This window comes from Thermococcus sp., assembly GCF_026991495.1.
Taxonomy (GTDB): domain Archaea; phylum Methanobacteriota_B; class Thermococci; order Thermococcales; family Thermococcaceae; genus Thermococcus.
Genome location: NZ_JALXBJ010000026.1, coordinates 1 through 25,249 on the forward strand (window position 1 = coordinate 1; position 25,249 = coordinate 25,249).

Annotated in this window: 32 protein-coding genes and 1 pseudogene; 6 read left to right on the top strand and 27 right to left on the bottom strand. The window is 57.5% G+C overall.

Features of this window, described 5'->3' with window-relative positions; genetic code table 11:
• The 13 genes and pseudogenes from MVB78_RS03420 to MVB78_RS03480 all read right to left on the bottom strand — a co-directional run.
• Positions 1-703 (bottom strand): annotated as a pseudogene (locus tag MVB78_RS03420) (NADH-quinone oxidoreductase subunit D); the annotation flags it as partial.
• A gap of 10 nt (positions 704-713) precedes the next feature.
• Positions 714-1,277 (bottom strand): NADH-quinone oxidoreductase subunit C, encoded by a 564-nt coding sequence (locus tag MVB78_RS03425; RefSeq protein WP_297487856.1) that lies wholly within the window; start codon positions 1,275-1,277, stop codon positions 714-716.
• Positions 1,268-1,870 carry an NADH-quinone oxidoreductase subunit B family protein gene (locus MVB78_RS03430; protein WP_297487858.1) on the bottom strand — a complete coding sequence of 201 codons (603 nt, stop codon included), beginning with the start codon at positions 1,868-1,870 and terminating at the stop codon, positions 1,268-1,270. The genes MVB78_RS03425 and MVB78_RS03430 overlap by 10 nt, the downstream gene beginning before the upstream one ends.
• 10 nt (positions 1,871-1,880) lie before the next feature.
• A complete protein-coding gene (locus MVB78_RS03435; RefSeq protein WP_297487860.1) occupies positions 1,881-2,774 on the bottom strand; it encodes a respiratory chain complex I subunit 1 family protein in 894 nt (297 codons plus the stop codon).
• A complete protein-coding gene (locus MVB78_RS03440) occupies positions 2,775-4,640 on the bottom strand; it encodes a proton-conducting transporter membrane subunit (protein ID WP_297487862.1) in 1,866 nt (621 codons plus the stop codon).
• Positions 4,637-6,127 carry a proton-conducting transporter membrane subunit gene (locus MVB78_RS03445; RefSeq protein WP_297487864.1) on the bottom strand — a complete coding sequence of 497 codons (1,491 nt, stop codon included), beginning with the start codon at positions 6,125-6,127 and terminating at the stop codon, positions 4,637-4,639. The genes MVB78_RS03440 and MVB78_RS03445 overlap by 4 nt, the downstream gene beginning before the upstream one ends.
• Positions 6,124-6,480 (bottom strand): NADH-quinone oxidoreductase subunit K, encoded by a 357-nt coding sequence (locus tag MVB78_RS03450; RefSeq protein WP_297487866.1) that lies wholly within the window; start codon positions 6,478-6,480, stop codon positions 6,124-6,126. The genes MVB78_RS03445 and MVB78_RS03450 overlap by 4 nt, the downstream gene beginning before the upstream one ends.
• Positions 6,477-7,184 carry a Na(+)/H(+) antiporter subunit B gene (locus MVB78_RS03455; protein WP_297487904.1) on the bottom strand — a complete coding sequence of 236 codons (708 nt, stop codon included), beginning with the start codon at positions 7,182-7,184 and terminating at the stop codon, positions 6,477-6,479. The genes MVB78_RS03450 and MVB78_RS03455 overlap by 4 nt, the downstream gene beginning before the upstream one ends.
• A gap of 2 nt (positions 7,185-7,186) precedes the next feature.
• The gene (locus tag MVB78_RS03460; RefSeq protein ID WP_297487868.1) at positions 7,187-7,471 is read right to left on the bottom strand and encodes a DUF4040 domain-containing protein; all 285 of its coding nucleotides are present in this window, start codon (positions 7,469-7,471) and stop codon (positions 7,187-7,189) included.
• Entirely contained in the window at positions 7,468-7,860 is a 393-nt protein-coding gene (gene mnhG / locus MVB78_RS03465; protein WP_297487870.1) for a monovalent cation/H(+) antiporter subunit G, read from the bottom strand. Before mnhG ends, MVB78_RS03460 begins: the two co-directional genes overlap by 4 nt.
• Complete coding sequence (locus MVB78_RS03470; protein WP_297487872.1) at positions 7,857-8,111, bottom strand: monovalent cation/H+ antiporter complex subunit F; 255 nt, start codon at positions 8,109-8,111, stop codon at positions 7,857-7,859. The genes mnhG and MVB78_RS03470 overlap by 4 nt, the downstream gene beginning before the upstream one ends.
• Complete coding sequence (locus MVB78_RS03475; protein WP_297487874.1) at positions 8,108-8,641, bottom strand: Na+/H+ antiporter subunit E; 534 nt, start codon at positions 8,639-8,641, stop codon at positions 8,108-8,110. The genes MVB78_RS03470 and MVB78_RS03475 overlap by 4 nt, the downstream gene beginning before the upstream one ends.
• A gap of 186 nt (positions 8,642-8,827) precedes the next feature.
• On the bottom strand, positions 8,828-9,328 hold the full coding sequence (locus tag MVB78_RS03480; protein WP_297487906.1) for an ACT domain-containing protein: 501 nt from the start codon (positions 9,326-9,328) through the stop codon (positions 8,828-8,830).
• 178 nt (positions 9,329-9,506) lie between these two features.
• On the opposite strand from MVB78_RS03480, the gene MVB78_RS03485 reads away from it, so the two are divergent.
• Entirely contained in the window at positions 9,507-10,766 is a 1,260-nt protein-coding gene (locus MVB78_RS03485) for a radical SAM protein (protein ID WP_297487876.1), read from the top strand.
• A gap of 36 nt (positions 10,767-10,802) precedes the next feature.
• Complete coding sequence (locus MVB78_RS03490) at positions 10,803-11,471, top strand: hypothetical protein (protein WP_297487878.1); 669 nt, start codon at positions 10,803-10,805, stop codon at positions 11,469-11,471.
• A 1-nt stretch (position 11,472) separates the two neighbouring features.
• Here the strand turns inward: MVB78_RS03490 and MVB78_RS03495 are convergent, their stop codons facing one another.
• Both MVB78_RS03495 and MVB78_RS03500 read right to left on the bottom strand, forming a co-directional pair.
• Positions 11,473-12,042, bottom strand: a complete 570-nt coding sequence (locus tag MVB78_RS03495; RefSeq protein ID WP_297487879.1) for a stage II sporulation protein M — start codon at positions 12,040-12,042, stop codon at positions 11,473-11,475.
• Positions 12,043-12,045: 3 nt separating this feature from the next.
• Positions 12,046-12,327 (bottom strand): lipoate protein ligase C-terminal domain-containing protein, encoded by a 282-nt coding sequence (locus tag MVB78_RS03500; protein ID WP_297487908.1) that lies wholly within the window; start codon positions 12,325-12,327, stop codon positions 12,046-12,048.
• A gap of 68 nt (positions 12,328-12,395) precedes the next feature.
• On the opposite strand from MVB78_RS03500, the gene MVB78_RS03505 reads away from it, so the two are divergent.
• Positions 12,396-14,324 (top strand): arginine--tRNA ligase, encoded by a 1,929-nt coding sequence (locus tag MVB78_RS03505; protein ID WP_297487910.1) that lies wholly within the window; start codon positions 12,396-12,398, stop codon positions 14,322-14,324.
• Positions 14,325-14,356: 32 nt separating this feature from the next.
• Positions 14,357-15,238 carry a hypothetical protein gene (locus MVB78_RS03510; RefSeq protein WP_297487881.1) on the top strand — a complete coding sequence of 294 codons (882 nt, stop codon included), beginning with the start codon at positions 14,357-14,359 and terminating at the stop codon, positions 15,236-15,238.
• A gap of 119 nt (positions 15,239-15,357) precedes the next feature.
• On the opposite strand, the gene MVB78_RS03515 is transcribed toward MVB78_RS03510, so the two are convergent.
• Positions 15,358-15,819: a DUF192 domain-containing protein gene (locus tag MVB78_RS03515; protein WP_297487883.1), complete on the bottom strand. Its 462-nt coding sequence runs from the start codon at positions 15,817-15,819 to the stop codon at positions 15,358-15,360.
• 71 nt (positions 15,820-15,890) lie between these two features.
• Here MVB78_RS03515 and pfdA point away from each other — a divergent pair, with 71 nt between their 5' ends.
• Together pfdA and MVB78_RS03525 are read left to right on the top strand one after the other, a co-directional pair.
• Positions 15,891-16,343, top strand: coding sequence for a prefoldin subunit alpha (gene pfdA / locus MVB78_RS03520; protein WP_297487885.1), 453 nt, complete (start codon positions 15,891-15,893; stop codon positions 16,341-16,343).
• A gap of 29 nt (positions 16,344-16,372) precedes the next feature.
• Positions 16,373-16,660: a prefoldin subunit gene (locus MVB78_RS03525; protein WP_297487887.1), complete on the top strand. Its 288-nt coding sequence runs from the start codon at positions 16,373-16,375 to the stop codon at positions 16,658-16,660.
• Here MVB78_RS03525 and MVB78_RS03530 read toward each other — a convergent pair.
• The 11 genes from MVB78_RS03530 to gltA form a co-directional block, all read right to left on the bottom strand.
• Positions 16,650-17,201 (bottom strand): 2-oxoacid:ferredoxin oxidoreductase subunit gamma, encoded by a 552-nt coding sequence (locus tag MVB78_RS03530; protein WP_297487889.1) that lies wholly within the window; start codon positions 17,199-17,201, stop codon positions 16,650-16,652. The genes MVB78_RS03525 and MVB78_RS03530 overlap by 11 nt on opposite strands.
• The gene (locus tag MVB78_RS03535; protein WP_297487913.1) at positions 17,198-18,043 is read right to left on the bottom strand and encodes a 2-oxoacid:ferredoxin oxidoreductase subunit beta; all 846 of its coding nucleotides are present in this window, start codon (positions 18,041-18,043) and stop codon (positions 17,198-17,200) included. Before MVB78_RS03535 ends, MVB78_RS03530 begins: the two co-directional genes overlap by 4 nt.
• Positions 18,043-19,191, bottom strand: a complete 1,149-nt coding sequence (locus MVB78_RS03540; RefSeq protein ID WP_297487891.1) for a 2-oxoacid:acceptor oxidoreductase subunit alpha — start codon at positions 19,189-19,191, stop codon at positions 18,043-18,045. The genes MVB78_RS03535 and MVB78_RS03540 overlap by 1 nt, the downstream gene beginning before the upstream one ends.
• The gene (locus MVB78_RS03545) at positions 19,188-19,700 is read right to left on the bottom strand and encodes a 2-oxoacid:ferredoxin oxidoreductase subunit gamma (RefSeq protein ID WP_297487893.1); all 513 of its coding nucleotides are present in this window, start codon (positions 19,698-19,700) and stop codon (positions 19,188-19,190) included. The genes MVB78_RS03540 and MVB78_RS03545 overlap by 4 nt, the downstream gene beginning before the upstream one ends.
• A gap of 3 nt (positions 19,701-19,703) precedes the next feature.
• On the bottom strand, positions 19,704-20,078 hold the full coding sequence (locus tag MVB78_RS03550; RefSeq protein ID WP_297487895.1) for a HEPN domain-containing protein: 375 nt from the start codon (positions 20,076-20,078) through the stop codon (positions 19,704-19,706).
• Entirely contained in the window at positions 20,075-20,362 is a 288-nt protein-coding gene (locus MVB78_RS03555; protein ID WP_297487897.1) for a nucleotidyltransferase family protein, read from the bottom strand. Before MVB78_RS03555 ends, MVB78_RS03550 begins: the two co-directional genes overlap by 4 nt.
• A gap of 1 nt (position 20,363) precedes the next feature.
• A complete protein-coding gene (locus MVB78_RS03560) occupies positions 20,364-21,218 on the bottom strand; it encodes a 2-oxoacid:ferredoxin oxidoreductase subunit beta (protein ID WP_297487899.1) in 855 nt (284 codons plus the stop codon).
• Positions 21,218-22,408, bottom strand: a complete 1,191-nt coding sequence (locus MVB78_RS03565) for a 2-oxoacid:acceptor oxidoreductase subunit alpha (protein WP_297487901.1) — start codon at positions 22,406-22,408, stop codon at positions 21,218-21,220. The genes MVB78_RS03560 and MVB78_RS03565 overlap by 1 nt, the downstream gene beginning before the upstream one ends.
• Positions 22,409-22,411: 3 nt before the next feature.
• Positions 22,412-22,681: a 2-oxoglutarate ferredoxin oxidoreductase subunit delta gene (locus MVB78_RS03570; protein ID WP_297487917.1), complete on the bottom strand. Its 270-nt coding sequence runs from the start codon at positions 22,679-22,681 to the stop codon at positions 22,412-22,414.
• 98 nt (positions 22,682-22,779) lie between these two features.
• Positions 22,780-23,754 carry an archaeosine biosynthesis radical SAM protein RaSEA gene (locus MVB78_RS03575; protein ID WP_297487920.1) on the bottom strand — a complete coding sequence of 325 codons (975 nt, stop codon included), beginning with the start codon at positions 23,752-23,754 and terminating at the stop codon, positions 22,780-22,782.
• 176 nt (positions 23,755-23,930) lie between these two features.
• Positions 23,931-25,249 (bottom strand): NADPH-dependent glutamate synthase (gene gltA / locus MVB78_RS03580; protein WP_297487903.1); only part of this gene is annotated, 1,319 nt, incomplete at its 5' end.

A 25,249-nucleotide genomic window follows, 5' to 3' on the forward strand; every position in this document is an offset into this window, starting at 1 on the left:
GCTTGAGGGCGAAGCGCTTGTCCATAACTCCAACCCCCTCGGTCCTCTCGAAGGTGATGTAGTTGTCGAAGAGTATCTCGTCGAAGTCCTTCATCTTGGACTTGATGTACTCTACCGTGTCCCTGAGCTGCCTCAGCCAGCGGTCGCCGGGTATGTCCCTCCTAACGCCACCTGGAACGGTGTAGATGTGGTACACCCTTCCGCCTGTTAACTCCTCGAAGAGGCGCATGAGCCTCTCACGGTAAGCTGCCGCCCACTGGCCCGCTGTATAGAGGCCTATCTCGTTCCCAAAGCCCATTATCCAGAACATCCACGCACTTAACCTCGCCATCTCAAGTACCGTCGTCCTTATCCACACCGCCCTCTCCGGCACCTCCCAGCCGACTATTTCATCGACGGCCATGGAGTAGATGTTCTCCGGAACGTCGCTCTCGGGGACGCAGATCCTGAGGAGTAAAGCTATGTTGGTGAAGTAGGGCCTCTGCTCCGCCAGCTTCTCAAAGCCCCTGTGGAGAAAGCCGGGGTTTACTATGGCCTTCTCAACCCTGTTGCCGTCCATCTTCAGGATTATGCTGAAGTTCTCGGTTGCCATGTGCTGCGGCCCAAAGAACAGTTCGTAGGTGTCCTTCGCTATAGGATGGAGGTACATGTCGTGCCCCTTTGCCTCTTCCCTCAACTCCTTGGGAACCTCGGGATTAGTCATGATCATCACCTCATATCACGTAGTTCGTCTTGCTCTCGTCATACCTGTCGAAGTCGTCCCCGTAGATTGCCTTCACGTAGGAGAGCATGTTGAAGTCCTTCCTGAGTGGGTGCTTCTCGTACTCCCTCGGCTCAAGGATGAAGGGCCCCAACCTCGGGTTGCCCTCGAAGATTATTCCGAAGAACTCGTGCGCTTCCCTCTCGTAGGTCTCCGCGACCGGCCAGATATCCATTACCGTTGGTAGCTTTGCGTCCTCTCTGGAAATCCTTGTCCGCACGAATGCATGAGCCCCCTCGCTCACGCTCCAGAGCTGATAGACGACCTCGAATTCACCTTCCTTGAGCCAGTCAACGACGCTTATCTGCATGAGCATCTCGAAGGTCTCGCTCGCGAGCTCAAGGAAGTCGTGTATCCTCTCGGCCGGGACGTTGAACTCCACCCTTCTTTCGCGCCTAACGCTGCCTTCTGCGTACGATGCCTTCTCGATGAGGGCTTTAACGAGCTTCCCCTCCTTCGTGTCCGGAAGTTTGGTCTCCTCGACTTTCTCCTCCCTCATCTTCCCGTTCATATCCATGCGAGCCACCTCTTAGCTTCTTTCTCGCGCCAGCCTTCGCCGAACAGCTTATCCTGGTTCCTCCGGTAGTACTCGTAGTTCTCCCGGTAGCGCTTCCAGCCGTCGGCTTCACCCCTCTCTATCTTGCGCATTATCTCCATTATGCCGTCCATGACGGCTTCGGGTCTGGGCATGCAGCCGGCTATGGCTACATCAATTGGGATGTATTTGTCGAGCTGCTTGACCACGTTGTAGGAGTCCCAGTAGACGCCGCCGTTTATCGGGCAGGAGCCGTGGGCCAGGAGGTACTTGGGATCCTGCATCATCTCGTAGGTTATGATTATCCTCTTGAGGGTCTTCGGCGTCACGTAGCCCGTGATGAGGAACAGATCCCCCATCCTCGGGGCAGGGTTGGGCATTATTCCGAAACGCTCGAAGTCGTATCTGGCAGTGGCGAGCGGCGGCATTTCTATTCCACCGCAGCCAGTACAGAAGGCCACTATCCAGAGGCTCTTCTTCCTGGCCCACTTAAAGAGGGGCTCGAAGAGCTTGAACTCCTGGAGTTCGTAGTGTATGACGCCGTCGTTCTCACCAAAATCCTTTCTCTCAGCCATTCACACCACCTCACACCGTCAGGAGCACGGCTATTATCCCTATTATCGTCGGCCACTTCCAGAAGAACTTCGCCGCCTGGTCTATGGTGAAGCGCGGGTAGATGCTGGCCACGAATATCGCTATGAAGAGCACTAACAGCTGCTTCAGGAAGAGATCGAGGAGGTTGCTTGCGCCGCCGAAGAATAGCACCGCGAAGAATGCCGTCTCTGCGAAGAGCTGGACCGCGTGCTGGGTGAAGAGCAGTGCCGCGTGCTTGCCGCCGTACTCGACCATCGGACCCATGGATATTTCCGCGGGGGCTGTGATTATGTCGAAGGGCTCAAGGCCGAGGAGGGCCTGGAAGACTATGTCGAAGACTATGAACGCCAAGGCAAGTGCCGGAACGGTTATGCTCCACCCCTGAAGCTGCTGGAGAGCTACCAGCTGGCTCAGCTTGAAAGTCCCCCAGTGCTGGACGAGCGCTATTATGGCCAGACCGTAGGGGAGCTGCATGGCGACCATGGTGAGCAGGCCACGCTGAACACCCAGCGCCGAGTAGGGGTTGCCCGAGCTCATCGCACCGAGCATTATCCCGAGCATCGGAACCTCGAGGAGGTAGGCGACTACTATTAAGTCCGCGTTGCTGCTGAAGAGCTGGAAGTTCGCTATTGGGATGAAGAGGAGCGCCGTTATGCTCACCCCGAGGGCGAAGACCGGCCCGAAGTTGTAGATGAAGCCGTGGCTGACGCTCTCCTTCTTGCCGAGGAGCTTTAAGGTGTCTATGATGGGCTGGTAGATCGGGGGCCCTATCCTCCTCTGTATCCTCGCCATTGCCTTCCTCTCTATGCCCATGAAGATGAAGCCCACTACAAGGGCGTAGATCAGGATGCCTATCGCGTCGAGGATTAGTCTCCAGTCGAACATTCACAGCACCCCCCATATAGCTAAGATCAGCAGTATTATCGCTAAGTACCAGGAGTAGCTCTGGACGTTTCCGTTGTAGAAGCCCTCCCTGAGCCAGTCCGCGAAGTCTTCCGTGAGGTTCGCCAGCCTCTCGTAGAAGCGGTCCCAGCTGTACTTGAGCCAGAAGTCGAGGGCCTCCGCTAGCGGCCTGTAGAAGTTCCTCCTTATAACGAGGTTGTATTCCTCGGTTACCGGGTTGCCCGACTGGTAGGTGTTGGTTACCTTTATCTTCCTCGCGTTCGCTCCGTAGATGTATATCAAGCCAGCTATGGCGAGTCCTACTATGAGGACCAGCGTGACGGAGAGGGCGTTGTAGGTTCCCGTCGGGGTGCTTATGGAGTAGTAGCTGTTCACTGTGATGTTCGTGTTGAAGAACCTGTTGATGAGCCTGACCGCGAGCCCCGGGGCTATGCCAAAGACGATGTTCGGTATGGCAAGTATGGTCATTCCCACGAGGAGCGGCAGCGGCGCCTCCCTGACGTCGTCAAGATCGCTCGGCCTCTGGCCGAACCACACCGCGTAGAGGAACCTGACGACGTAGGCGAAGGCCAGGGCGCTCCCGAGGAATATCGTCCCGGCGACGAGGGGCATGTGGGCCTGTATGGCGCCCTCGTAGATGAGCCACTTGCTCGCGAAGCCGGCCATCGGGGGTATCCCGGCGAGACTCAGGACGGCTATGAGGGCCATTGCAAAGGTAACGGGCATCTTCTCTGCAAGCCCTCCAAAGTCCTCGAACCTTGTTTTTCCGGTCCTCAGGATTAAGGCGGCTGAGATGAGCCAGAAGAGCCCCTTGAACATCGCGTGGCTGAGGACGTGGAACATGGCGCCGCCGACTGCAACGCCGTTGAAGACACCGAGGGCGAGTATGATGTAGCCCACCTGCCCCACGGAGGAGTAGGCGAGCAGCTTCCTGATGTCCTCCTGGAGAACCGCCAAAAAGCTGGCCACTACCACGGTTACCGCACCGGCCCAGGCAATGAGGTATGTTCCAGTTAGGTGGCCGTGGAAGGTTCCCATGGCGAAGTAGATGCCGTAGAGGCTCGGCATGACGAACAGGGTTATTATGAAGCCGTAGACGCCTGCCTTGCTCAGGACGCCGCTGAAAAACGATGTGTAGCTCTGGTCGTTCTCGCCGTAAGCCCCCGGCGCCCAGACGTGCAGTGGAACAACCCCCGCCTTGACGCCGAAGGCGAGGAGGAAGAGGGCAAAGATGGTGTCAACGTAGGCCTTGCTCACCCCACCCATCTTTGTGAGGAGGAGGAGCGTCTGGGAGGCCATTGCGTAGTCGAGCGTTCCGGTCTTTGCGTAGACCATCCCGATGGCGAGCAGCATCGAATAGGCCCCGATGACGCTCAGGACGAAGTACTTCAGGGACTCGTGCCTGTTCCTCCTGAGGACCATCATGAAGCTCCCGAAGGTCATGAGCTCCCAGAACAGGAAGAGCGAGACGAAGTCCCTCGCGAGGAAGACGCCCATCACACCTGTGAAGCTCATGAGGCTGAAGAGCCAGTCGTAGCCCCTCCTCGAAGTTGATGAGAGCCCGAAGGCCATCGCGATGCCGACGAGAGCCCCTATGAAGGCGAAGTACCAGGAGAGGCTGTTGAGCACGAAGTGGAGCTTGAAGACCCCCGTGTCAATTGTGTAGCTTATCGTCCCGCTCGATGCCTTTTCGTAGGCGAGCGAAAGCACGGTAACCGGAACGGCTGCTCCGATCACGCCGAGTATCTCCCTGATCCAGTCCCTGTCAAAGAGCCAGGCCAAGACCCCGAAGACGAGGGGGCTGAAGAGCGTGAGCGGTACAACGTAGGCCTCGGGTACGAGCGTCATGGTCCCACCCCCATCAGAGGCACGTTGGCTATGTACCTCGAGACGTTGAAGATGTCAGTGCCGGCGCTCTTTGCGAGCGTCCAGAAGGGGTTTGGATAGACCCCTATGGCGAGGATCAGGAGCACGAGGAAGAGGGCTATGGTCCCGAGCGGGAGGCTCTCCCTTATCCTTATGCCGTCCCACCCGCCGAACCACATCGTGTGGATCAGGCGAAGGTAATAAACGGCCTCTACAACGCTGGCTGCCAGGACGACGCCGGCCTCCCACGCGTACCCCTGCTCTATGGAGGCTATGATTATCCAGACCTTGCTCCAGAATATGTTGAAGAGCGGGATTCCAACGGCCGCGAGCGCACCTACTGTCAGGGCGAAGGCCGTCAGCGGCATCTTCCTGCCGAGCCCAGAGAAGTTCTCGATGCCCGTTCCGCCGACCTTCACCCCAACGTAGCCGACGGTGAGGAAGAGGAGCGTCTTGACGACCGCGTGGTTTATCATGTGGAAGACGCCCGCCTGGACGCCGAGCTGGCTCCCGACCGAGAGGGCGAGCGCTATCAGGCCGACCTGGCTTATGGAGGAGTAGGCTATCATCCTCTTCACGTCCCTCTGCCTGAGTGCCGAGAACTCGGCGGCGAAGACCGTCAGGGTGGCCATGATGACGAGCAGCTTTAGGATGAAGTCCCAGCCCGCGGCGTGGCTGAAGAGGTAGACCAGCCTTGCGAGGGCGTAGAGGCCGGCCTTAACCACGAAGGCCGAGAACATTGCAGTTACCGGGTGGGGCGCCGCTTGATACGCGTCCGGGGCCCAGGCGTTGAGGGGGAAGAGCTCAGCCTCGACGGCGAGACCGAAGACGAGGAGGGACAGGCCGACCTTGATCACGGTCGGGTTTATCGAGCCTGCGAGCTGGGCGAGCTGGGCCATGTTGAGGGTTCCCGTGCTCCCGTAGATGAGGGCTATGCCTATGAGGAAGAAGCTCGACCCTATGCCGCCCAACACTATGTACTTCATCGCGGCCTCTGCCGCCTCCCCTGTCTTGTTGTAGGCTGTGAGGGCGTAGGCGGTTATTGAGGTTATCTCCATGAAGACGAAGAGGTTGAATATATCGCCGGTCGCTATCATGCCAGTTGCACCGAGCATCAGCAGGAGGAAGAGCATCGCGTACTTGTCAGTCGGTTCCGTGGAGACCGAGTCGAAGCTGAAGATCGCCATGAAAAAGCTCACCAGCGCCACTATGAGGACGAAGAGCGCCGCGAAGTGCCCGATGTAGAGGTCTATGCCTACCGGAGGCCTCCAGCCGCCGGCCATGACTATTATCGGCTTACCAGTGGTGTAAACCGTCTTGAAGACCCATGCCGCGACGCCGGCCTGGAGGGCGGTTATCAGGGTCAGGTAGTACTTTATCGCCCTTCCGCCGAGCCCCTTGATGAGCGGAACGAAGAAGGCGCTGATCAGGGGGAGCGCCACGAGCAAGGAAGCGTACTGTCCGTTCATCCCCTCAACCTCCTTATCTCCTCGATGTTAAGGGTTCCGTACTTCTCGTACAGCGTTATGGCAACGCTGAGGGCCATAGCTGTTGTCGCCACGCCTATGACTATTGCCGTGAGGACGAGCGCCTGGGGTATGGGATCCACCGCCTGCTTCGGACCGATCCCCTCGCTGAGTATTGGCGCGCTCCTCCCTGTTATGTAGCCGACGCTTATGAGGAGGAGGTTCACACCTGTCTCGACTATGCTGAGGGATATGAGGATCTTCAGCAGGTTCTTCTTGACGAGGACACCGTAGATCCCGACGAGCACGAGCGAGAGCGCGCCGAAGTAGTAGAGACCTATATGGGGCACGCTCATTCTCTCACCTCCTCTGTGAGCATGCTGTCCACGATCCCGCTGAGCTCGGTGCCGACTTTGAGGCCTATGAGGGTGTAGATGACCGGGATGAAGCCGCCGCTGAAGAGCCTGCCCAAGTTGGCGGCCCCCCAGTGCCAGGTCTGCCAGATCCAGTCGAAGAGGAAGTAGCTGCCGATCGCGAGGCCTATAAGCCCCACGAGCACATAGCCCATACCGGCCAGTCCTTCGAGGGGCTCAAAGAGCCTGTGGGGGATCTCGTAGTCCACAAAGGCCATGTAGAGTATCAGGAAGGCGGTCGCTATGGTCGCCCCTCCCGGGAAGCCGCCGCCGGGTGTGAGGTGCCCGTGGATGAATATGTATGTGCCGAACATCAGGATGAACGGGAAGAGCAGCTCGGAGCCCGTTCTCAGGACAACCGAGCCTTCGGTTTTTGCGGTTCTCTTTTTCTTCCGCCTCCAGAGCAGTGCCCCCACGCCGGTCGAGGCTATGAAGAGGACCGTTACCTCGCCGAGTGTATCGAAGCCACGGTAGTTGACGACTATCGCGGTAACCGCGTTTACCGCGCCTGTCTGGGCCTTGACGTTCTCAAGGTAGTATTTGCCGACGAGCATCCTGTCCTGGCCGAAGGGGACTCCGGCGAGTCCCTGGGCGAGCCAGTAGCCTATTATGAGGAGAGTTATTATCGCGAGGGAACGCTTGAGCACGCTCACCATCTTATCCACCACCCCGGCCTTTCTTCCTCCTCGGTTTCAAAGCGCTGGGTTCTCTTGATGGCGAAGATGACCACGGCACCGCTCAGGGCAGCGCCTATGGCCGCCTCGGTCATCGCAACGTCCGGCGCCTGCAGGAGGAAGAACAGTATGGAGGCGAAGAGGCTGACCGCGGCCATACCTACCGCCGCCGCGAGCAGATCGCGCCACTCAACCGCGAGGATCGCCGAGCCTATCATCAGGGCAACGATAATGTACTCAGCGCACGGTATGCAGTTCATTCCCCATCACCCTCGTCTTTCTCATTTTCAGCGGCTTCGGCTTTCGCTTCGAGGTGTTCGCCGTATTTGTCAACGACGCTGCCGTTCCAGAGGGGTATCCCGCTCCTGTAAGCCCCCCTTATCAGGGCGTGCGCGCTTATCGGGTTGGTCAGGAGTATGAAGGTTGCGACCACGACTGTCTGGACGATCCACGCCACGGAGTGCCCCATTCCCACGGCCCACAGGCCGGTTCCTATGATGACGCCCAGGCTCCCGAGGGTCGCGCTCTTGGTTGACGTCTGCATCCTGTTGTAAACGTCTGGCATCCTGATCAGGCCGAGTGCTGAGAGGAAGTAGAAGAAGGTTCCTATGAGAACGAGAGCCTCACCTGTGGCGGAAAGGACGTTCATAGGCCTCCCTCCAGGTACCTTGCGAACGCTATAACCCCTCCAAAGGCCAGCACCGCGTAGACGAGGGCGACGCTTATGTATATCATCCTGCCGTAGTAGAGGGCGAAGAGAACCATCAATCCGGTGGTTATCGTCGTCATTATATCAACCGCAACGAGCCTGTCCGGTGTAGTTGGCCCCACGAGGAAGCGGTACATGGCCAGCAGGGTCGCTATCGCTATCAGGGCGAGGTAAACGTTGATCCCTATCATCCGAAGATCACCTTCAGGAATTTTTCAAAGGGCCGGGTTATGTTCCTTGACGCGTTCTCAACGTGCTCCCCCTCGGTTTTGGCCCCGAGGACTTCATCCGGAACCCATATCCAGTGGATGAAGTAGTCTTCGCCGTCAACGTCGAGGGTTATAGTGCCCGGCGTCAGGGTGATGGAGTTGGCGAGGCTCAGCTTGCCGGTGTTGCTCTTGAGGACGGTCTTGCAGTGCACGATGCCCGGCCTTATTGGCCTCTTGGGGTGGAGAACCCTGTAGGCGACGTCGAGGTTGGCCATTATCATCGCCCACAGGAAGTAGGGGACGTAGGCCATCGCGTAGGCCACCCTGCGGGGATGGAGGTTGCCGAGCCCGCGGCTCGTGAACATCGGGTAGGTGAAGGAAGCCACGAAGAGGGACAGCAGAAATCCAAAGATGAGCTCCTGTCTATCGAGGCTTGCCGTCAGGAGTACCCATATCAGGAACAGGACTATAACCGTGTACGCGTACCTGCTAAACCTGTTAGCTTCTCCCATCTATCAACCCTCCAGCGGTTGATGTCCTCAGGCGGATTTCACGGACTAACCGAAAGTTAAAAACTGGCACTTATAAACGTTACCACGGAGAAAAAAGGTTTGAAACTTTTGGTTCAAACAAAGGGGCCATATTTGTCCCTTGATGGTAAAAAGAAACCGCCGCCGTTCAAATTTGAAAAAAGAGGGTCAGTAGATGGATATCCTCTTGACGCCCTCAAGCTTTGAGAGCTCGTTTATCAGGTCGCCGGGGATGGGCTTCTCGGTGATTATCGTGAGCGTTGCCTCTGGGTAGAGCTCCGGGTCCTCAGCGACCACCTGTATTATGTTGATGTTCCTGTCCGATATCTTCTGGGACACCTTCGCGAGTATCCCCACCGCCCTCGGCTCCGGCTCGATCTCGATGACCCCGTAGCCGACGTGCCTACCGACGTACTTCATGTGGACTGTAGGTTCGAGGTTGGTGTAGATGTCCCTGAGCTCCGGGTTCTTCAGTATCATGCCGACGGTCTCCTTAACGACGCGCCTGTCAACGTCGAGGGCCTTCGCTATCTTCGTGTAGGGAACCTCTATGTCCCCGGCCTTAACCTTCATGTCGTCCGAGACCCTGAGGCCGTACTTCAGGAGCGTCTTCGCTATCAGCTTCCTAACCGGGTACTCGTCAAAGTAGTGCTCTATCTTCCCCCACATCTCCGTCACCCAATTTAGTTCATCATTACGCTAATAGCATCACTGATATTAAAATGTTTCCATGTCCGCATAGGGAGAGGATTCGTGGTTTGAACATTCTTACTTCAATGCACTCAGAACAGCATTCGGATTATTTATCCAGCGTTCGATTTTTAAGCCCGGCCGGAGAGGTTGGGCCATGGTGGAGGTTTCCCTGCCGCACTCCCGCTTCGAAGACCTCGGCGACGAAATCAGGCTTATCTGGCGCGGGACGCTCTACGCGGATTTCAGGAAAAGCGAACTTGAGAGGGCCGTGAAGCGGAAGTTGGGGATCTCAGCGGAAGTAGAAGTCAAGGACGGCTCCCTGTTCATCCAGACCGACCGCGAGGGGGTCGGGCCCTACTTGGCCCTCTACATCCAGAACAACCTCGGGGCCCTCCTGAGGAACCGCTACACCAACAGAAAGGTCATCTACATCCACGAGGGACTTGGGGTTCCCCTCCTCGGCTACAACGCCTTCGGCCTGATAGACCGCGGGACCAACCTAATCCAGGTCAGGGGGGTGAGCGGCTGCAACATGAGCTGCATCTTCTGCTCGGTTGACGAGGGCCCCTATTCGAGGACGAGGAAGCTGGACTACGTCGTTGATATAGACTACCTCATGAAGTGGTTCGACGGGGTTGCGAGGATCAAGGGGAGGGGCCTTGAGGCGCACCTCGACGGCCAGGGCGAGCCTCTCATCTACCCCTTTCGAGTCGAGCTCGTTCAGGCGTTGAGGGAGCACCCCAACGTCTCGGTAATCTCGATGCAGAGCAACGGGACGCTTTTGACAGATAAGCTCGTTGAAGAGCTCGCCGAGGCCGGCCTGGACAGGGTGAACCTCTCGCTCCACTCCCTCGACCCGGAGAAGGCAAAGATGCTGATGGGGAGGAAGGACTACAGTTTGGAGCACGTCCTTGAGATGGCAGAGGCTTTAGTGAACGCGGGAGTAGACGTCCTCATCGCCCCTGTCATAATCTTCGGGATCAACGACGATGAGGCGGAAGCGTTCATAGAGTTCGCGAGGAAGATTGGCGCGGGAAAGCGCTGGCCGGCTTTGGGCTTCCAGAACTACATACCCTACAAGTTCGGCAGGAACCCGGCGGTAGCAAAGGTAAAGCCCTTCAAGGAGTTCTACGCCTGGCTGAGAAAGCTGGAGGAGGAGACCGGGATGAGGCCTTTAGTACTCAAGCCGGCCCACTTCGGCATGGAGAGGCGCGAGTTCATCCCGCTCGCTTTCAGGCCCGGTGAGGTCGTCAAGGCCGAGGTGGTGCTCCCGGGCAGGATAGAGGGCGAAATGCTCGCAAAGGCCAGAAACCGGCTTATAGAGGTAGTCGGAACGAAGGCAGAGGTTGGAGAAAGGATAAGGGTAAGGATCGTGAGGACGAGGCACGGCATCTACATCGGGACGGAAGTTTAATTAAGATAATCGCTTCAAATTCTATTGGGTGAAAGAATGGGGCGCGTGATCTGGCTCGGCCTCTCGGCTGTGATCGTTCTTTCGCTCGCTGCGGTGGCACTGGCCAGCGAATCCGGCGTTTTCTCAGGTCTCTCTGGGAAATACCAGGCCTCCCCCTCCGCTGCCCCGAATGTTTCCGGCTGGAGAAGCGCCCCGGAGGATCCCCAAACCGTTTACGTATCGATCATAGCTCCAAACGCCAGGCTTAAGGAGGCCGTTGAAAGCGCCCTTGACAACGTGACCCGCTCCCACGGCCTGAGGCCTGTCCACGTCAGCGAGCCGATAGCAGATCACGACCTTAAGGGTAGGATCGTGATCGTTTACCTCCCCGTGGACTTCTGGAGTGATGGACTCCTCCGCAGTGAGTACGGCGTCTCGGGGGTTCTCTACTACTCCTACCCCGGCGACGCCAAAACCTTCGCCGAGCTAATGCTCAGCAGAAACGTTCCCGAGGAAACCAGTGAAACTATCAAAGAGCTGGCCCGCGAGCTGAGCTCTTCGAGCGTTAGACGGCTGAGGGAGGAACGCGTTTTGAACCAGTCCGTATCGGTCGCCTACTGGTGGAACCTGAGGGCCGTGGTGGGAAAGCTCAGGAAGGGAGACCCCTACGGGATGATAGCCCGGGAAATAGCGGCCCAGCTTAACGAGTTCTTAGGGGACCCATGATTCATCCAATGCCGGCAACCCTCGGCGTTATGAAGGCCTCTATGAAGGCCGCCAGAAGGAGCAGGAGGGCCGAGAGGACGTAGAACTTCAGGGAGGCGTATACCGTCTCCATGCCCTCCCTCTTCAGCGTGCCGCGGTATAGGAGCACGCCGGAAGCGGCGGCGAGTATTATCGCGGGGATCTCGATGACGCCGTGGGGGAGGAGGCCGAGGATCACGGTGGTTGCACCCATGAGGTGCGCCCTGAGGATGTAGGCCACTACGGCGCCCAAGATGAAGCCGTTTACGAGAACCACGAGCCAGGGCACCACGCCGAAGAAGATCCCGAGTGCGTAGGCGCTCGTGGCCACCCCCAAGTTGTTGAGGTATATTCCGAGGAAGGTTGAGAAGGCGCTCTTCCTGCTGATCTTCCCGGCTATGGTTCTCGCTATGTACTGGAAAAGCCTCCCGCCGCCAGCTGGGTTCAGGAGGACGACCACCGCTCCAGCGATGGAGCCCGCTACGAAGCCGACCGAGAGGAGGAGGAAGTCCCTCTTCACCTTCCCCCATGGAAGGGAGACGGAGCGCCCCAAGGCTTAATCCCCCTTGACGGCCTTCTTGAGGGCTATCTTGAAGTCCTCGACGTTCACGAAGGGCATCTCGACGTCGAGCCTCATGCTGAAGAACTCGTCCATAACCGCTTCGAGCTCCTCGACCCTGTGCCCCTCAAGGGCCTCCTCAAGCTCGTGAACCGTCTCCTCGGGGTGTATGAAGAAGTCCCCGGTTATCCTGACGTGCTCGGCAACGCCGTCCTCCTCGTCGAACTCTATCCTTATCAGCCCCTTCTTGGCCTTGTGCTCGCCCACGTGGTGCTCCATGTGAATCCCCACCGTAGATGGGCGGAGAAGTTTTTAAAGGTTGGGCCGAAGGGGGGACGGTGGTTGATATGGCTTACGGAGACGTGGAGGAGAAGGTCAGGCTCATCCTTCAGGGGGCGATCTCGGAGCTGCTGGGTGAGGAGGGAAAGGAGTGGAGCGGCGAGGTGACTTTAGCCGACACGCCGAGCGTGGAGCTCGGCGACTTCGGGACGGCCGTTGCCTTCCAGCTCGCGAGGGTTCTCAGGAGGGCGCCGAGGCTCATAGCGGAGGAGCTTGCCGGGAGGATTGAGGGGAGGCTCCCGGAGGGCGTGAAGGAGGTCAAGGCCGTCAACGGCTACATAAACTTCTACATCGACTACGAGGCCTTCGGGAGGGCCCTGATTGAGGAGATCCTCGGGAAAGGGAAAGCCTACGGCGAGAGCGGGATTGGAAGGGGAAAGAAGGTCATCGTGGAGCACACCTCCGTGAACCCGACGAAGCCGCTCCACATGGGGCACGCGAGGAACGCGGTTTTGGGGGACACGATGGCGAGGATTATGAGAAAGCTCGGCTACACCGTCGAGGTGCAGAACTACGTAGACGACCTCGGGGTGCAGTTCGCGCAGGTTCTCTGGGGCTACATCAACATGAGGGAGGAGTTCGAGAGGATAGAGGGGGAGCTGAGGGAGAAGGGCCTCAAGGAGAACCTCATAGACCACGTCATGGGCCTGCTCTACGTCGAGGTGAACAAGAGGCTTGAAGAGAACCCGGAGGCGGAGGCCGAAGTCCGCGCTCTCATGAAGGAGCTTGAGAAAGGCCGCGGCGAGGTGGCCAAACTCGGGAGGGAGCTCGCGGAGCGCGTCGTTAAAGCCCAGATGCTCACCACCTACCGCATGAGAATAGCCTACGACCTCCTGAGCTGGGAGAGCGACATAATGAGGAGCGGGATTTTTGATGAGGCCTACAGACTCATAGAGGGGAACGGGAGCTTCTTCTGGGCGGAGGACGGGAAGTACAAGGGGGCCTTCGTGATGGACCTCAGGAGGCTCTTTCCAGATATGAAGAACCCCTTCCTCGTCCTCAAGAGGAGCGACGGGACGGCAACCTACACCGGCAAGGACATAGCCTACCACCTCTGGAAGTTCGGGAAGGTAAGTGCCGACATGCTCTACAGGCTCTGGGACAGGTTGGGGAACCACGAGACCTGGAGCACTGCCCCGGACGGTAAGGAGATGCCCGGGAGGTTCGGGAGGGCGGATATAGTAATAAACGTGATAGGGAGGGAGCAGAAGCACCCGCAGACGGCCATAAAGTACGCCCTTCGGTTGCTCGGCTTCGAGGATTCGGCAGAGAACTTCCACCACTTGGCTTACGAGCACGTCGTCCGCGAGGAGGGATCCTTCTCGGGAAGGAAGGGGACGTGGGTCGGCTTCACCGTTGACGAGGTTCTCGACGAGGCAGTCGAGAGGGCCAAGAAGCTCGTCGAGGAGAAGAACCCGGGCTTAAGCGGCCCCGAGAAGGAAGAGATAGCCGAATCAGTTGGCGTCGGCGCGGTCCGCTTCAACCTCGTCAAGTACAGCCCGGACAAGACGATAACCTTCCGCTGGGACGACGTCCTCAACTTCGAGGGGGAGAGCGCCCCCTACATCCAGTACGCCCACGCGCGCTGCGCCTCGATACTCAGGAGGGCCAGGGAGAGGGGCATTGATACCGACTGGAGGAGCCTGCTCGCGAGGGCCGACTTCTCAAGGCTCACCGGCCGCGAGAAGGAGCTAATAAAGCTCCTCTCCAAGTTCCCGGAAGTCATGGAGCAGGCGGGAAAAGACGTCAAGCCCCACCTCGTCCCGGCCTACCTCAACGAGCTGGCGAGCCTCTTCAACAGGTTCTACATGGACCACCCGGTGCTCAGGGCAGGGGATGGCGTCATGGAGGAAAGGCTGCTCCTCGTTCTCGCGGTAAAGACCGTCCTGAGGAACGGCCTCGATGTCTTGGGCATAGGGGCCCCGGAGAGGATGTAGGGGAAAAACTTAAATCTTAAAGGGCCGTAGGTTTGGAGGGGATGATGGTGCCGTTTCCGGAAGAGAGGAGGTTCGCGTACGATACTGCGGCGGGGAAGAAAAGCAGCAGAGCAATAAATATAAGCATAGAGTTTGACAGAAATCCAGACGGAGGAGGGACGCTCCTCCCGCCCCTGAAGGAGAAGTTCAAGGAAGATTACAGGTGGTGGCTTAAGAACGTTCACTACGCTTGGAAAGGGCCGCCCGTGGAGGACGAAGAGGATGGGCTGGACTACCACCTCATCACCACGGCGTACAGGCTGTTAGGGACGATGAAGTACAAGCTGAAACCAAACCAGGCTGATGCAATATGGTGGGCGATATATCCCTTTGTGAAGGATTATAGAGAAGATGGAAGAAGAATTATGAAGAATTTGAAGGGCACGGTGTACGAAAGGTTTTTAAAGAATGACCCAAAGGTACGGGTGAAGAGCCTGGACGAGCTTTTAGAGGACGAGGAGAAGATGAAGAAGTTCCAACAGCTAATTAGAAGTTATTATAGGGGAAAAGGCGTACCCAGGGAGCACGCGGAGATGTTGGCAGACCTGGCACCAGTATTCGTGAAGGCGTCCAAGGCGTGGGCAGAGATAACGAAGAGGGCGTGGAAAGATATGGTGAAGAGGGGAGAAAAATTATCGCCGTACGAAGCTGTAAAGAAGATGTACCTGGAGGACCCAGACCCGCTGAGCTACTTTGACCTCTACGCCAAGCCAGAAGAGATTGAAGCCATACACCAGGCACACGTGGCGCTGTATCACCTTCTGCCAAGGATGTTCAAGGAGAAGAGCGGTGTAATGGATTACCTAGATGAGGAGAGGGCGAAGCGGCTGGAGGAGGAAGTCCTCCCCATAGTGCGGCGCTCAAAACCAGCCTAACCCGACTGCCGTTTCTTACCCCGCGGGTTTGCTGCTCCCCTCAAACCATTATCACTTCTGCGTGCTGAAACCCGCTGAAAGGGCGGATTCTTTGACGTTTTTTTTACAAGCCCTGGCCCTCAGGGCGCCTCCCCCACGCTCTCCACCATCGCCACGCCGTTCTTGGAGCCGTTTAGGTCTATCTTCCCGGGGAGGATTGACTTGACCGGGACGGCCTTCTCCTTCTCCTCGGCCGGCGACCAGCTTATCAAATCCCCTTCTTCGGCATCAAGGGCCTTTATCAGGCCGACCGGCCCCTCGATGATGTACTTCGCGGCCCTCTTTGGCGCGTAGAACCGCCACTTCCTCGCCCTCCTCAAGTCCACGACGCGCCTCGTCGAGTCAAGCCAGATGACGTCTATCTCGGAGAGCATGAAGAGGGTGTGGATCGAGGCGTTGGCCCTCGTCTCGGCAGGAAGGACGAAGACGAGCGCGTGGTCAACGTCCCCGGCGAGCATAAGGCCTTTGAAGCGCTTGAAAAAGTTATCGGCCAGCTCGACCCTCCCGTGCCATACCAGGCCCTTCGTCTCGTTGAGTATCATGGTTGTGGATTGGGCTTTGACCTAATAAGCCTTCCGCGAAAAGTTTTTAAGCACTAAATGTTATTAAAACAATGGGTAAGGAAAAGATGGAGGTGGTGGAGATGGCGAGGAAGGTTAGGACGCCGGAGAAGATACAGGACGAGATAAGGAGCTACCTCGGCGAGATCGAGTACCTCAGGGAGCAGATCGGGGCCATAGACGCCACCATAGCTGAGCTCAGGATAACGGACTCGACCCTCGCCTACCTCAAGGAGAAGGGCGAGGGCAGGGCCATATACATCCCGCTCGGAAGCGGCGTGGCCATAAGGGGCAAGATCGAGAAGCCCGATGATGTGGTGGTGGACGTCGGCGCAGGGATACTCATAAACGCGACCGTTGACGAGGCCCGCGAGAACATCGAGAAGAGGATAAACACCCTCATGGAGCTCCGCCTGGCCCTGCTGAGGAAGATTGAGGAGGACACGAGGAAGGTCAACGAGCTCCTCAAGGAGCTGAGGGAGGGCCAGCCCGAGAAGAAGAGCTGAGCCCTCCCAATTTTTATGGGGGTGGGCCGATGGAGGCGGTGAAGGCCTACGACCTCAACCTACAGCTCAGGCAGGTCAGGGAGCTCAGGCAGGCCCTTGAGCTGAAGCTTGGGGAGCTCGACCGCGCCGAGGAGCTCATAAAGTCCGGAGGGGGAAGGAGGCTTTTCAGGGCTTTCTCGGACATAATTGTAGAGGTCACCAAGGACGAGGCCATCGAGCACATTGAGAGGACGAGACTCCTCTACAAAAGCGAGATAGAGAGGCTCAGAAAGAGGGAGGAGGAGCTCACGGAAGAGCTCTCAAAGCTCAGGGTTTGAGCTTTTCGGCCAGCTCAAAGCCCTTCCTGAGGGCCCTGAGGTTTATCTCCTCCGTGCCGTGAGGAACCGCGTCGCGGACGGCCTTTTCTATGCTCTCCCTTCCGACTATTCCTGTAACGCCCACGAGTATTCCTAAGGTCAGGATGTTCATGGTCAGGCTCAGCCCCGTCGTTTCCTCCGCTATTTCAGTCAGCGGGAGGGCTATGACCTTGAGCCTTTCCTCGAATTCAGTATCCCTGTGGGGGACGAGGTCCTTCTCGACTATCACCGTTGCACCTTCCTTTACCGTGTGGAGGAACTTCGTGTAGGCCTCTTGCGAAAAGAAGACCGCGTAGTCGGGGGTTATTGCCTTCGGGTAGTCTATCGGCTCATCGCTTATAACAACCTCTGCCCTGCTCGCCCCGCCCCTGGATTCAGGCCCGTAGCTCTGGGTCTGCACCGCGTAGAGGTTCTCGTAGACCGCCGCCGCCCTTCCGAGGATAACACTTGCAAGGATGACGCCCTGCCCGCCGAAGCCGCTGAAGAGGACTTCCTTCCTCATTGCTCCCACCCCATCATCTTCTTGGCGCGCTTTATGTACTCCCGGTACTCCCTGACGAGGCCCGGCCTGTCCCTATCGGCGAACTCGCCGATCACGACCTTGCCCTCGAGTTCCTCCGGCTTCATCTTCTTCGCCTTCGCGAGCGGAACCGTTATCTTCTGGTACCAGCGGATGAGCTCCGGAGCGGTCTTCATCCTGTTTCTCCTTCCGAAGCTCACTGGACACGGGCTGAGGAACTCGACGAGCGTAAAGCCTTCCTTCTGGAGGGCCTTCTTTATGCTGTTTATTCCCTGGAGGTAGTTGAAGACCGTCCATCTCGCCGCGTAGTTGGCCCCAGCCGTGACCGCGAGCTGGGCTATGTCAAAGGGGTTCTCGAACTGGCCGTATGGGGCCGTTGTTCCGCGGAGGCCCTTGAGGGTCGTTGGAGCGACCTGGCCGCCGGTCATGCCGTAGGTGAAGTTGTTTATTATTATGGCCGTGACGTCGAGGTTCCTCCTTATGGCGTGGATGAGGTGGTTGCCCCCTATCGCGGCGGAGTCGCCGTCGCCCATGAAGGCTATTATCTTGAGGTCTGGGTTGGTGAGTTTTATGCCGGTTGCAAAAGCCAAGGCCCTGCCGTGGGTCGTGTGCAGGCCGTCGAAGTTGACGTAGCCGGGAACGCGGGAGGAGCAGCCTATACCGCTCACCCAGACTATCTCGTCCTGGCTGAGGCCGAGGTCGTCTATCGCCCTAAGCGTGAACTGAAGCACAGAGCCGATCCCGCAACCGGGGCAGAAGATCGTTGGGAGCATGTCCTTTCTAAGGTATTTATCCCGTATGCTGTAAGAGGACTTCAGGTACATCATCCCACCACCCTTTCAACGATCTCCATCGGCGTGTGAACCTCACCGCCTATCTTCGCTATCAGTTCCACCTCGGCCTTTCCGTTCGCCCCTTCCCTGACGAGGTGGTAGAGCTGTCCGAGGTTCATTTCGGGCACGTATATCTTCCTAACCTGTTCCGCCAGCTCTTCAATCACCTCGAAGTCGAAGGGCCAGACCGTGCTGAGCTTCAGAAGACCAGCTCTCACACCGCGCTCGCGGAGCATCTTCACGGCTCTTATAGCGGAGCGCGAGACGATCCCAGTGCTCACTATAGCTATCTCGGCGTCGTCGAGCTCAAACGTCTCGTAGCTGATTATCTCGTCCTTGTGGTCGAGTATCTTCCTGAAGATTCTGCCTATCAGTTTCTGCTGAACCTCTGGCTCAACGGTTCTCGGATGACCGCTCTCGTCGTGGGTTAAACCTGTGACGTAGGTTCTGTAGCCCCTTCCGAATATCGGCATTGGGGGAACGCCGTCCCCATGGGGATCGCCGAAGGGGAGCTTTGCCTCATCCTCGTTGGCAGGGAGCTTTCTGTTGACAACCTCTATCTCGTCCGGGTTCGGGATGTAAACGCGCTCGCGCATGTGCGCCAACTCGGCATCTCCGAGGATAACAACGGGAGTCCTGTACTTCTCCGCCAAGTTGAAGGCCCTTATGGTCAGATCGAAGGCCTCCTGAACTGTCGAGGGGGAGAGCACTATCAGCATGTGGTCGCCGTGGGTTCCCCAGACGGCCTGCATTAAATCTCCCTGAGCCGGAAAAGTCGGCTGACCCGTTGATGGGCCGCCGCGCATCATGTTGACGACGACTATCGGTGTCTCGGTCATCACTGCGTAGCCGAGGTTCTCCTGCATCAGCGAAAACCCCGGGCCAGAGGTGGCAGTCATCGCCTTCGCCCCGGCCCAGGAGGCACCTATCACCGCTGCAATGCTCCCAATCTCGTCCTCCATCTGTATGCTCACTCCATCGACGAGGGGCATGTAGAGGGCCATGGCCTCGAATATCTCGCTGGCTGGCGTTATCGGATAGCCCGCGTAGAAGCGACAGCCCGCCAAAATGGCAGCCCTCGCTACAGCCTCATCGCCCTGTATAAAGTCCGACCTCCCAACGGGAAACGGGTACCTCATTTCAATCCCTCCTCAAATCCGGCTCTAAAAGCCTTGATGTTTATCTCCTCGGTCCCCTCGGGGACGCGCCTCCCAATCGCTTCCTCAACGCTCTCCTTTTTGACAACGCCCGTTTTGGCCACGAGGTAGCCTAAAGCCACCATGTTGACCGTCAAGGCCAGCCCCGTTGTTTCCTCGGCTATTCTCGTGAAGGGAGCGCCGATGTACGGTCTATCGGGCTTAACGAGGTCTGTCTCGACTATCAGAAGGCCGTCCTCCTTGAGGGAGTCCTTAACGGTGTCGTAGCCGAGCTGTGCCAGGGCAACTAAAACGTCCGCCTTCGTAACCATGACGTCGTAAATCGGCTCGTTTGAGATTATGACGTCCGCTATGGAGTGGCCTCCCCTGCTGGCCGAGCTGTAGTCCTGGGTCTGAAGGACGTTCAATCCCTCTATAGCCGCTGCCTCGCCGAGGATTACTCCAGCCAGAACAACGCCCTGACCGCCCACGCCTGCGAACCTGATCTGCATGGGTTACACCCCCAGACACGACTTTGTGAATTCCAAAAATTCCCTCGCGTACTCAACGACCTCACGGGCGCCCCTTTCTGTATACTCAACAAACGCATCGTAGTCGGCAGTGTGACGCATGTTCAGAGCTTTGGAGTAACCCGTGTAGAGCCTTGGAGGCATTTCTCCGCTTTTAACGAACTCCTCCCCAAGCTGGGCATGAACACCAGCGTGGCTCTTTGGTGTGATTCCCTTCGAGAGCAGAAGCGCCCTTGCACAGTAGAACATTGTATAGTAAGCGCTTGATATCGCAAAGGCGTAGTGCCCTCTCTCAAGGAGCTCCTCAGTAGCTTTAAGCCGTTCTTCCGCCTTTCTGACGAGGGCCGTTATCTCGTTCATACTCTCACTCCCTCTGCCTTTGCGGTAAGGTAGAGACTGTCCTTTCTCGGTTCATGAGGCACTATCATTACCGACACTCCGAGTTCGAGAGTAAGCCCCGCGCTTAGCTCCCCAATCCTGTCCCAGTCCTCTGGCTTTATCCTGTCCCTTAAAACAAGAAGGACGTCGAGGTCGCTGTCCTCACGGGAGTCTCCCCTAACCCTTGAACCGAAGATTATGACCTCCTCCACCCTGTCCCCGAAGACCTTTCTAATCCTCTCCCCGATGAGATCGTAGGCCATCATTTCACTCACCCTTCAGCCCGAAGTGCTCCTGAACCTCGTCAATCAGCTTGTTGAGCTCGTCGGTGAACTCGGGCCTCTCCCTGTTAACGAACTCTCCAATGACGAACTTGCCCTCAAGCTCTTCCGGCTTCATCTTCTTCGCCTTAGCAAGAGGGACAGAGTTCCTGAGGAACCAGCGGAGCATTTCAGCTGGCTCTTTCATCCTGTTCCTCCTGCCAAACTGGACTGGACACTGGGAGATGACCTCAACGAGGGAGAAGCCCTTAACGGTTAAGGCCTTCTTGATGCTCTCTATGAGCTGGTAGACGTGGGCAGTCGTCCATCTTGCTACATAGCTCGCTCCAGCGGCCGCGACAGTTTCGCTTATCTGGAGCGGGTGCTCGATGTTCCTGTATGGGGTCGTGGTCGTTATTGCCCCGAAGGGTGTCGTTGGAGCGACCTGGCCGCCGGTCATGCCGTAGATGAAGTTGTTTACGAGGATTACCGTTATGTCGACGTTCCTCCTCGCGGCATGGATAAGGTGGTTCCCGCCTATTCCCGCTAAGTCGCCGTCGCCGCTTATGACGACGACCTTCTTGTCGGGTAAACCTACTTTGACGCCGGTGGCGAAGGCTATCGCCCTGCCGTGGGTCGTGTGGAGCGTGTCCGCTAAAAAGTAGGGCGAGGCTATCCAGGCGGAACAGCCTATACCACTGACGACTACCAAATCCCTCGGGTCTATCTTCAGCCCGTCAACGGCGTTGGCGAAGGCGTTTAGAACAGTCCCACCGCCGCAGCCCGGACAGAGAGCAGTCGGAAGGGCCTCCCTGCGCAGGTACTTTATGAGCGGATACTTAGAGTAAATTTCCTTGGCCATCAGGCAACACCCCTTATCTCGCGCAGGATCTCCTCAACGGTCAGGGGAACGCCACCTATCTTGTTAACGCCCTTAAGGGCAACATCGTCGTTGACGTATCTCTCAACTTCGAGTATCATCTGGCCGAGGTTCATCTCCGACACGAGGATTGCCCTAACGCGCTTTCCAAGCTTCCTCATCCTCTCTCCCGGGAATGGGTGGACGGTCTTTGGAACGAAGAGACCAACCTTAATCCCCTCCTCCCTCGCCCTGAGAACCGCTCCGAGGGCTGGCCTTGCCGTCACGCCCCAGCTGACCACGAGGATTTCAGCGTCATCGCTAAAGTGCTCCTCGTACTTTTCATAAACGCTCTTATTCTGCTCTATCTTCCTGTGGAGCCTCCTGACGAGTTTATCGTGAACCCCGGGAGTGTAAACGTCCCTCAAACCGTTCTCCTTGTGGGTTGAACCGGTTACGTGCGTGAAGTAGCCGTGGCCGAAGAGGGGCATCGGTGGGACGCCGTCCCCATGGGGATCGCCGAAGGGGAGCTTAGCTTCTTCCTCGTTTGCAGGCAACTTGCGGTAGGCTATCTCGACCTCCTCTATATCTGGAATCCTGACGAGCTCCCTCGTATGGGCTAAAACGCCGTCGAAGAGCACAACCACCGGGGTTCTAAGCCTCTCGGCGATGTTGAAGGCGCGAATGGTTTCCCAGAAGGCGTCCTGCCCGCTGGTTGGAGAAACCGCTATTATTGGATGATCACCGTGGGTTCCCCATCTGGCCTGAAAGAAGTCTCCCTGGGCTCCCTTCGTTGCCTGCCCCGTGCTTGGCCCGCTCCTCTGGACGTCAACGAGAACCAGCGGCGTCTCGGTCATCACCGCGTAGCCGAGGTTCTCCTGCATCAGCGAAAACCCCGGGCCAGAGGTAGCTGTCATGGACTTAAGGCCAGTCCATGATGCACCTACAACCGCTGCAATGCTCCCTATCTCGTCCTCCATCTGGATGTAGTAGCCAGAGACCTTCGGCAGTTCTCTGGCCATTGTCTCAGCTATCTCGCTGGCTGGCGTTATCGGATAGCCGGCGTAGAAGCGACAGCCGGCGAAGATCGCGCCGTATGAGACAGCCTCATCGCCCTGCATGAAGTAGTTTCCCGGCCTGTAAAGCTTCCTGATGAGCCTGATCTGCCCGGGCTCATCACCGTGGATTATCATGCGTCACCACCTTACCGCTATTGCAAAGTCGGGGCAGAGCAGCTCGCAGAGCTTGCACTTAACGCACTTTTCAGCGTGAACCGGAACAGGGTAGTGCACACCCTTCTCGCTAAGCTCTTTGCTCCACTCGAAGACCTTCCTCGGGCACATCTCGACACAAATCCCACAACCCTTGCAGAGAAAAGTATCAACGTCAATCTCAACGATTCCTTCGGCCTTTCCGACAACAAGATAGCCGTTTTTTTCAACAGCAGTTTTGGCTTCTTCCGTCATCAGCATCACCCTCCAACAGGCCGTTTTACGTTTGTCAACATTTAAAGCTTTCGTGGATGGACAGGGATGTCCAGAAAAAGAAGACCGGCCGAAACTGCTCACCAGATCGCGAGCTGCCAGTCGAGCAGGCCGTTTTCGACGATGTAGCGCCATTTCTCGCGGCACTCGGGTTCAAGGTTCTCAAGGTAGCTTAAATCCTGCGTTGCTGAGAACTTCTTTATTGCTCTCCCTATAACCCTGTCGTAGTCGGTGAGGCAGTTGTGGGGTCCCCTTGGCGAACCGGCCCCTACCGGATCGCTGAGGATCCTCTTTTCCGGAAACCTCTTCTTGGCCCAGATGAGGAGCTCAACCGCGCTCCAGAGCCACGGTGGCCGGTATTCTTTCTTCTCCCAGAGCCTCTCGTAGAGTGTCCCCCTCTGGATGTCGGTGATGTTTATTGAGAAGGTGTCGGTGTAGGGCTCAGCTCTGATTATGCTCTCCTTCGCGTCCCTTATGCCGTCCCTCTCGCTCAGGAAGATCGGCTTGAGCAGGAGGTAGGTCTTAACCTTCGCCCCAGCGTTACGGGCTATCTCCGATGCCCTGACGAACTCCGAAAAGGTGTTGCCCTTGTTGATTGAAACATCGGCTATGTCATCGTTGGCAGTTTCTAAGCCTATCGCAACCTCGAAGTGCTTGTCCGGGACTATCTCCGCTAATTCTTTAACGGCATCGTAGCGAACCAGCTCGCTCCTGCTTTCTATGACTACCTCCTCAACGCTGTCCATCTTTGAGAGGATCTCAAAGATTCCCCTCCTCGTTTCTGGTTTGAGCTCACCGTTGTCGAGGAAAGAGCCGGACGTAAAAATCCTGACCGCGAAGGGGCCCGGTTTACCTTCGATTTTTGTGAGGGCCTCGCGGAAGTAGTTAACTATCGCCTCCTGGCCCCACTTAACTTTTGGAGCCGAGGCAGGGTAGGAGCACATGTAGCAGGCCTTTCCAATCCTGAAGCGGTAGCAGCCTATCGTGGGCAGGATTACGAAGAGGGCCTTCCCGGGCTTTCCCGCGACGTTGTCCTCGCTCGTCCAGTAGGTCATCCTCTCACCTGGGGGCACTTGGGGGGTCACTTTTTAAGGCTTTGGACTCAGCGGGTATCCCATCACGATGCGGCATTGTCCATGTAATTAGCCCTCGATTCCCCTTTCCTTGGGAAAAGGTTGATGGGAGAGACCTCCGCCGCGCAATCCCGGATCCCATTTGGAAAAAGGGAAAATCAGGCGTTCGCCTTTTCTTCCCTCTTCTTCGTCAGGTACTCGTGGATGGCCTTAGCGGCCCTCCTTCCGTCGCCCATCGCGAGGATAACGGTAGCTTCGCCCCTTATCGCGTCTCCACCGGCAAAAACGCCTGGAATGCTCGTCATCAGGTTCTCATCAACGACTATCTTACCGCGCCTGTCCACTTCGAGGCCGGGGGTGCTGATGATTAACCTGTTCGGGTGCTTGCCGATGGCTATGATCACCGTGTCGGCTTCGAGGGTGACGTACTCGCCGGTTCCCTCTATCTTCCTCTTTCCTCTGGCGTCCCTCTCCTCAAGCGAGCGCATCTTCTCGAACTTCACCGCTTTGACGTTGCCGTTTTCGTCCCCTATGAACTCCGCCGGATTGACGAAGTAGACGAACTTCACACCCTCCTCCTTCGCGTGGGCCACCTCCTCAACCCTCGCGCTGACATCCTCTTCACCGCGGCGGTAGGCTATCGTGACCTCAGCTCCAAAGCGCCTCGCGCTCCTCGCGGCATCCATGGCGGTGTTGCCAGCGCCGATGACGATAACCTTCTTCCCGACCTTAACGGGGGTGTCGTACTGGGGGAAGAGGTAGGCCTTCATGAGGTTGACCCTCGTGAGGAACTCGTTCGCCGTATAGATGCCGTTCAGGTTAACTCCGGGAGCGTTGACGAGCCTCGGCGTCCCGGCGCCAGAACCTATGAATACCGCGTCGTACTCCTGAAGGAGCTCCCCTATGGTCACCGTCTTCCCAACTATGTGGTCGGTGAGTATTTTAACGCCGAGCTTCCTGAGCTTATCTATCTCCTTCTCTACGATGTCCTTGGGGAGCCTGAACTCCGGGATTCCGTACATCAGAACCCCTCCGGGCTCGTGAAGGGCCTCGTAGATCGTGACGTCGTAGCCGTCCTTGGCAAGCTCTCCTGCGGCTGTGAGCCCCGCCGGGCCGGCGCCGATGATCGCAACGCTCTGACCCTTCTTCTCAATGCTCGGGACGATCTCGAAGAGGAGCTCGTCGTCTATGCCCTTCTCACGGGCGTAGTCTGCAACAAAGCGCTCAAGCTTACCTATGTTTATCTTGTCGCCAACCTTGCCCATGACGCAGTTCTTCTCGCACTGGTCTTCCTGCGGGCAGACACGACCGGTGGTAGCCGGGAGGGAGTTGCAGGCCCAGATGACGTTGAGGGCCTCTTTTACGGCCTTGTCGGGATTATCGCGGTATTCGACGAGCTTGCTTATGAAGCCGGGAATGTCTATGTGAACCGGACAGCCCTTGATGCATGGAGCGTATTCAGCAGGGCACTGGAGAC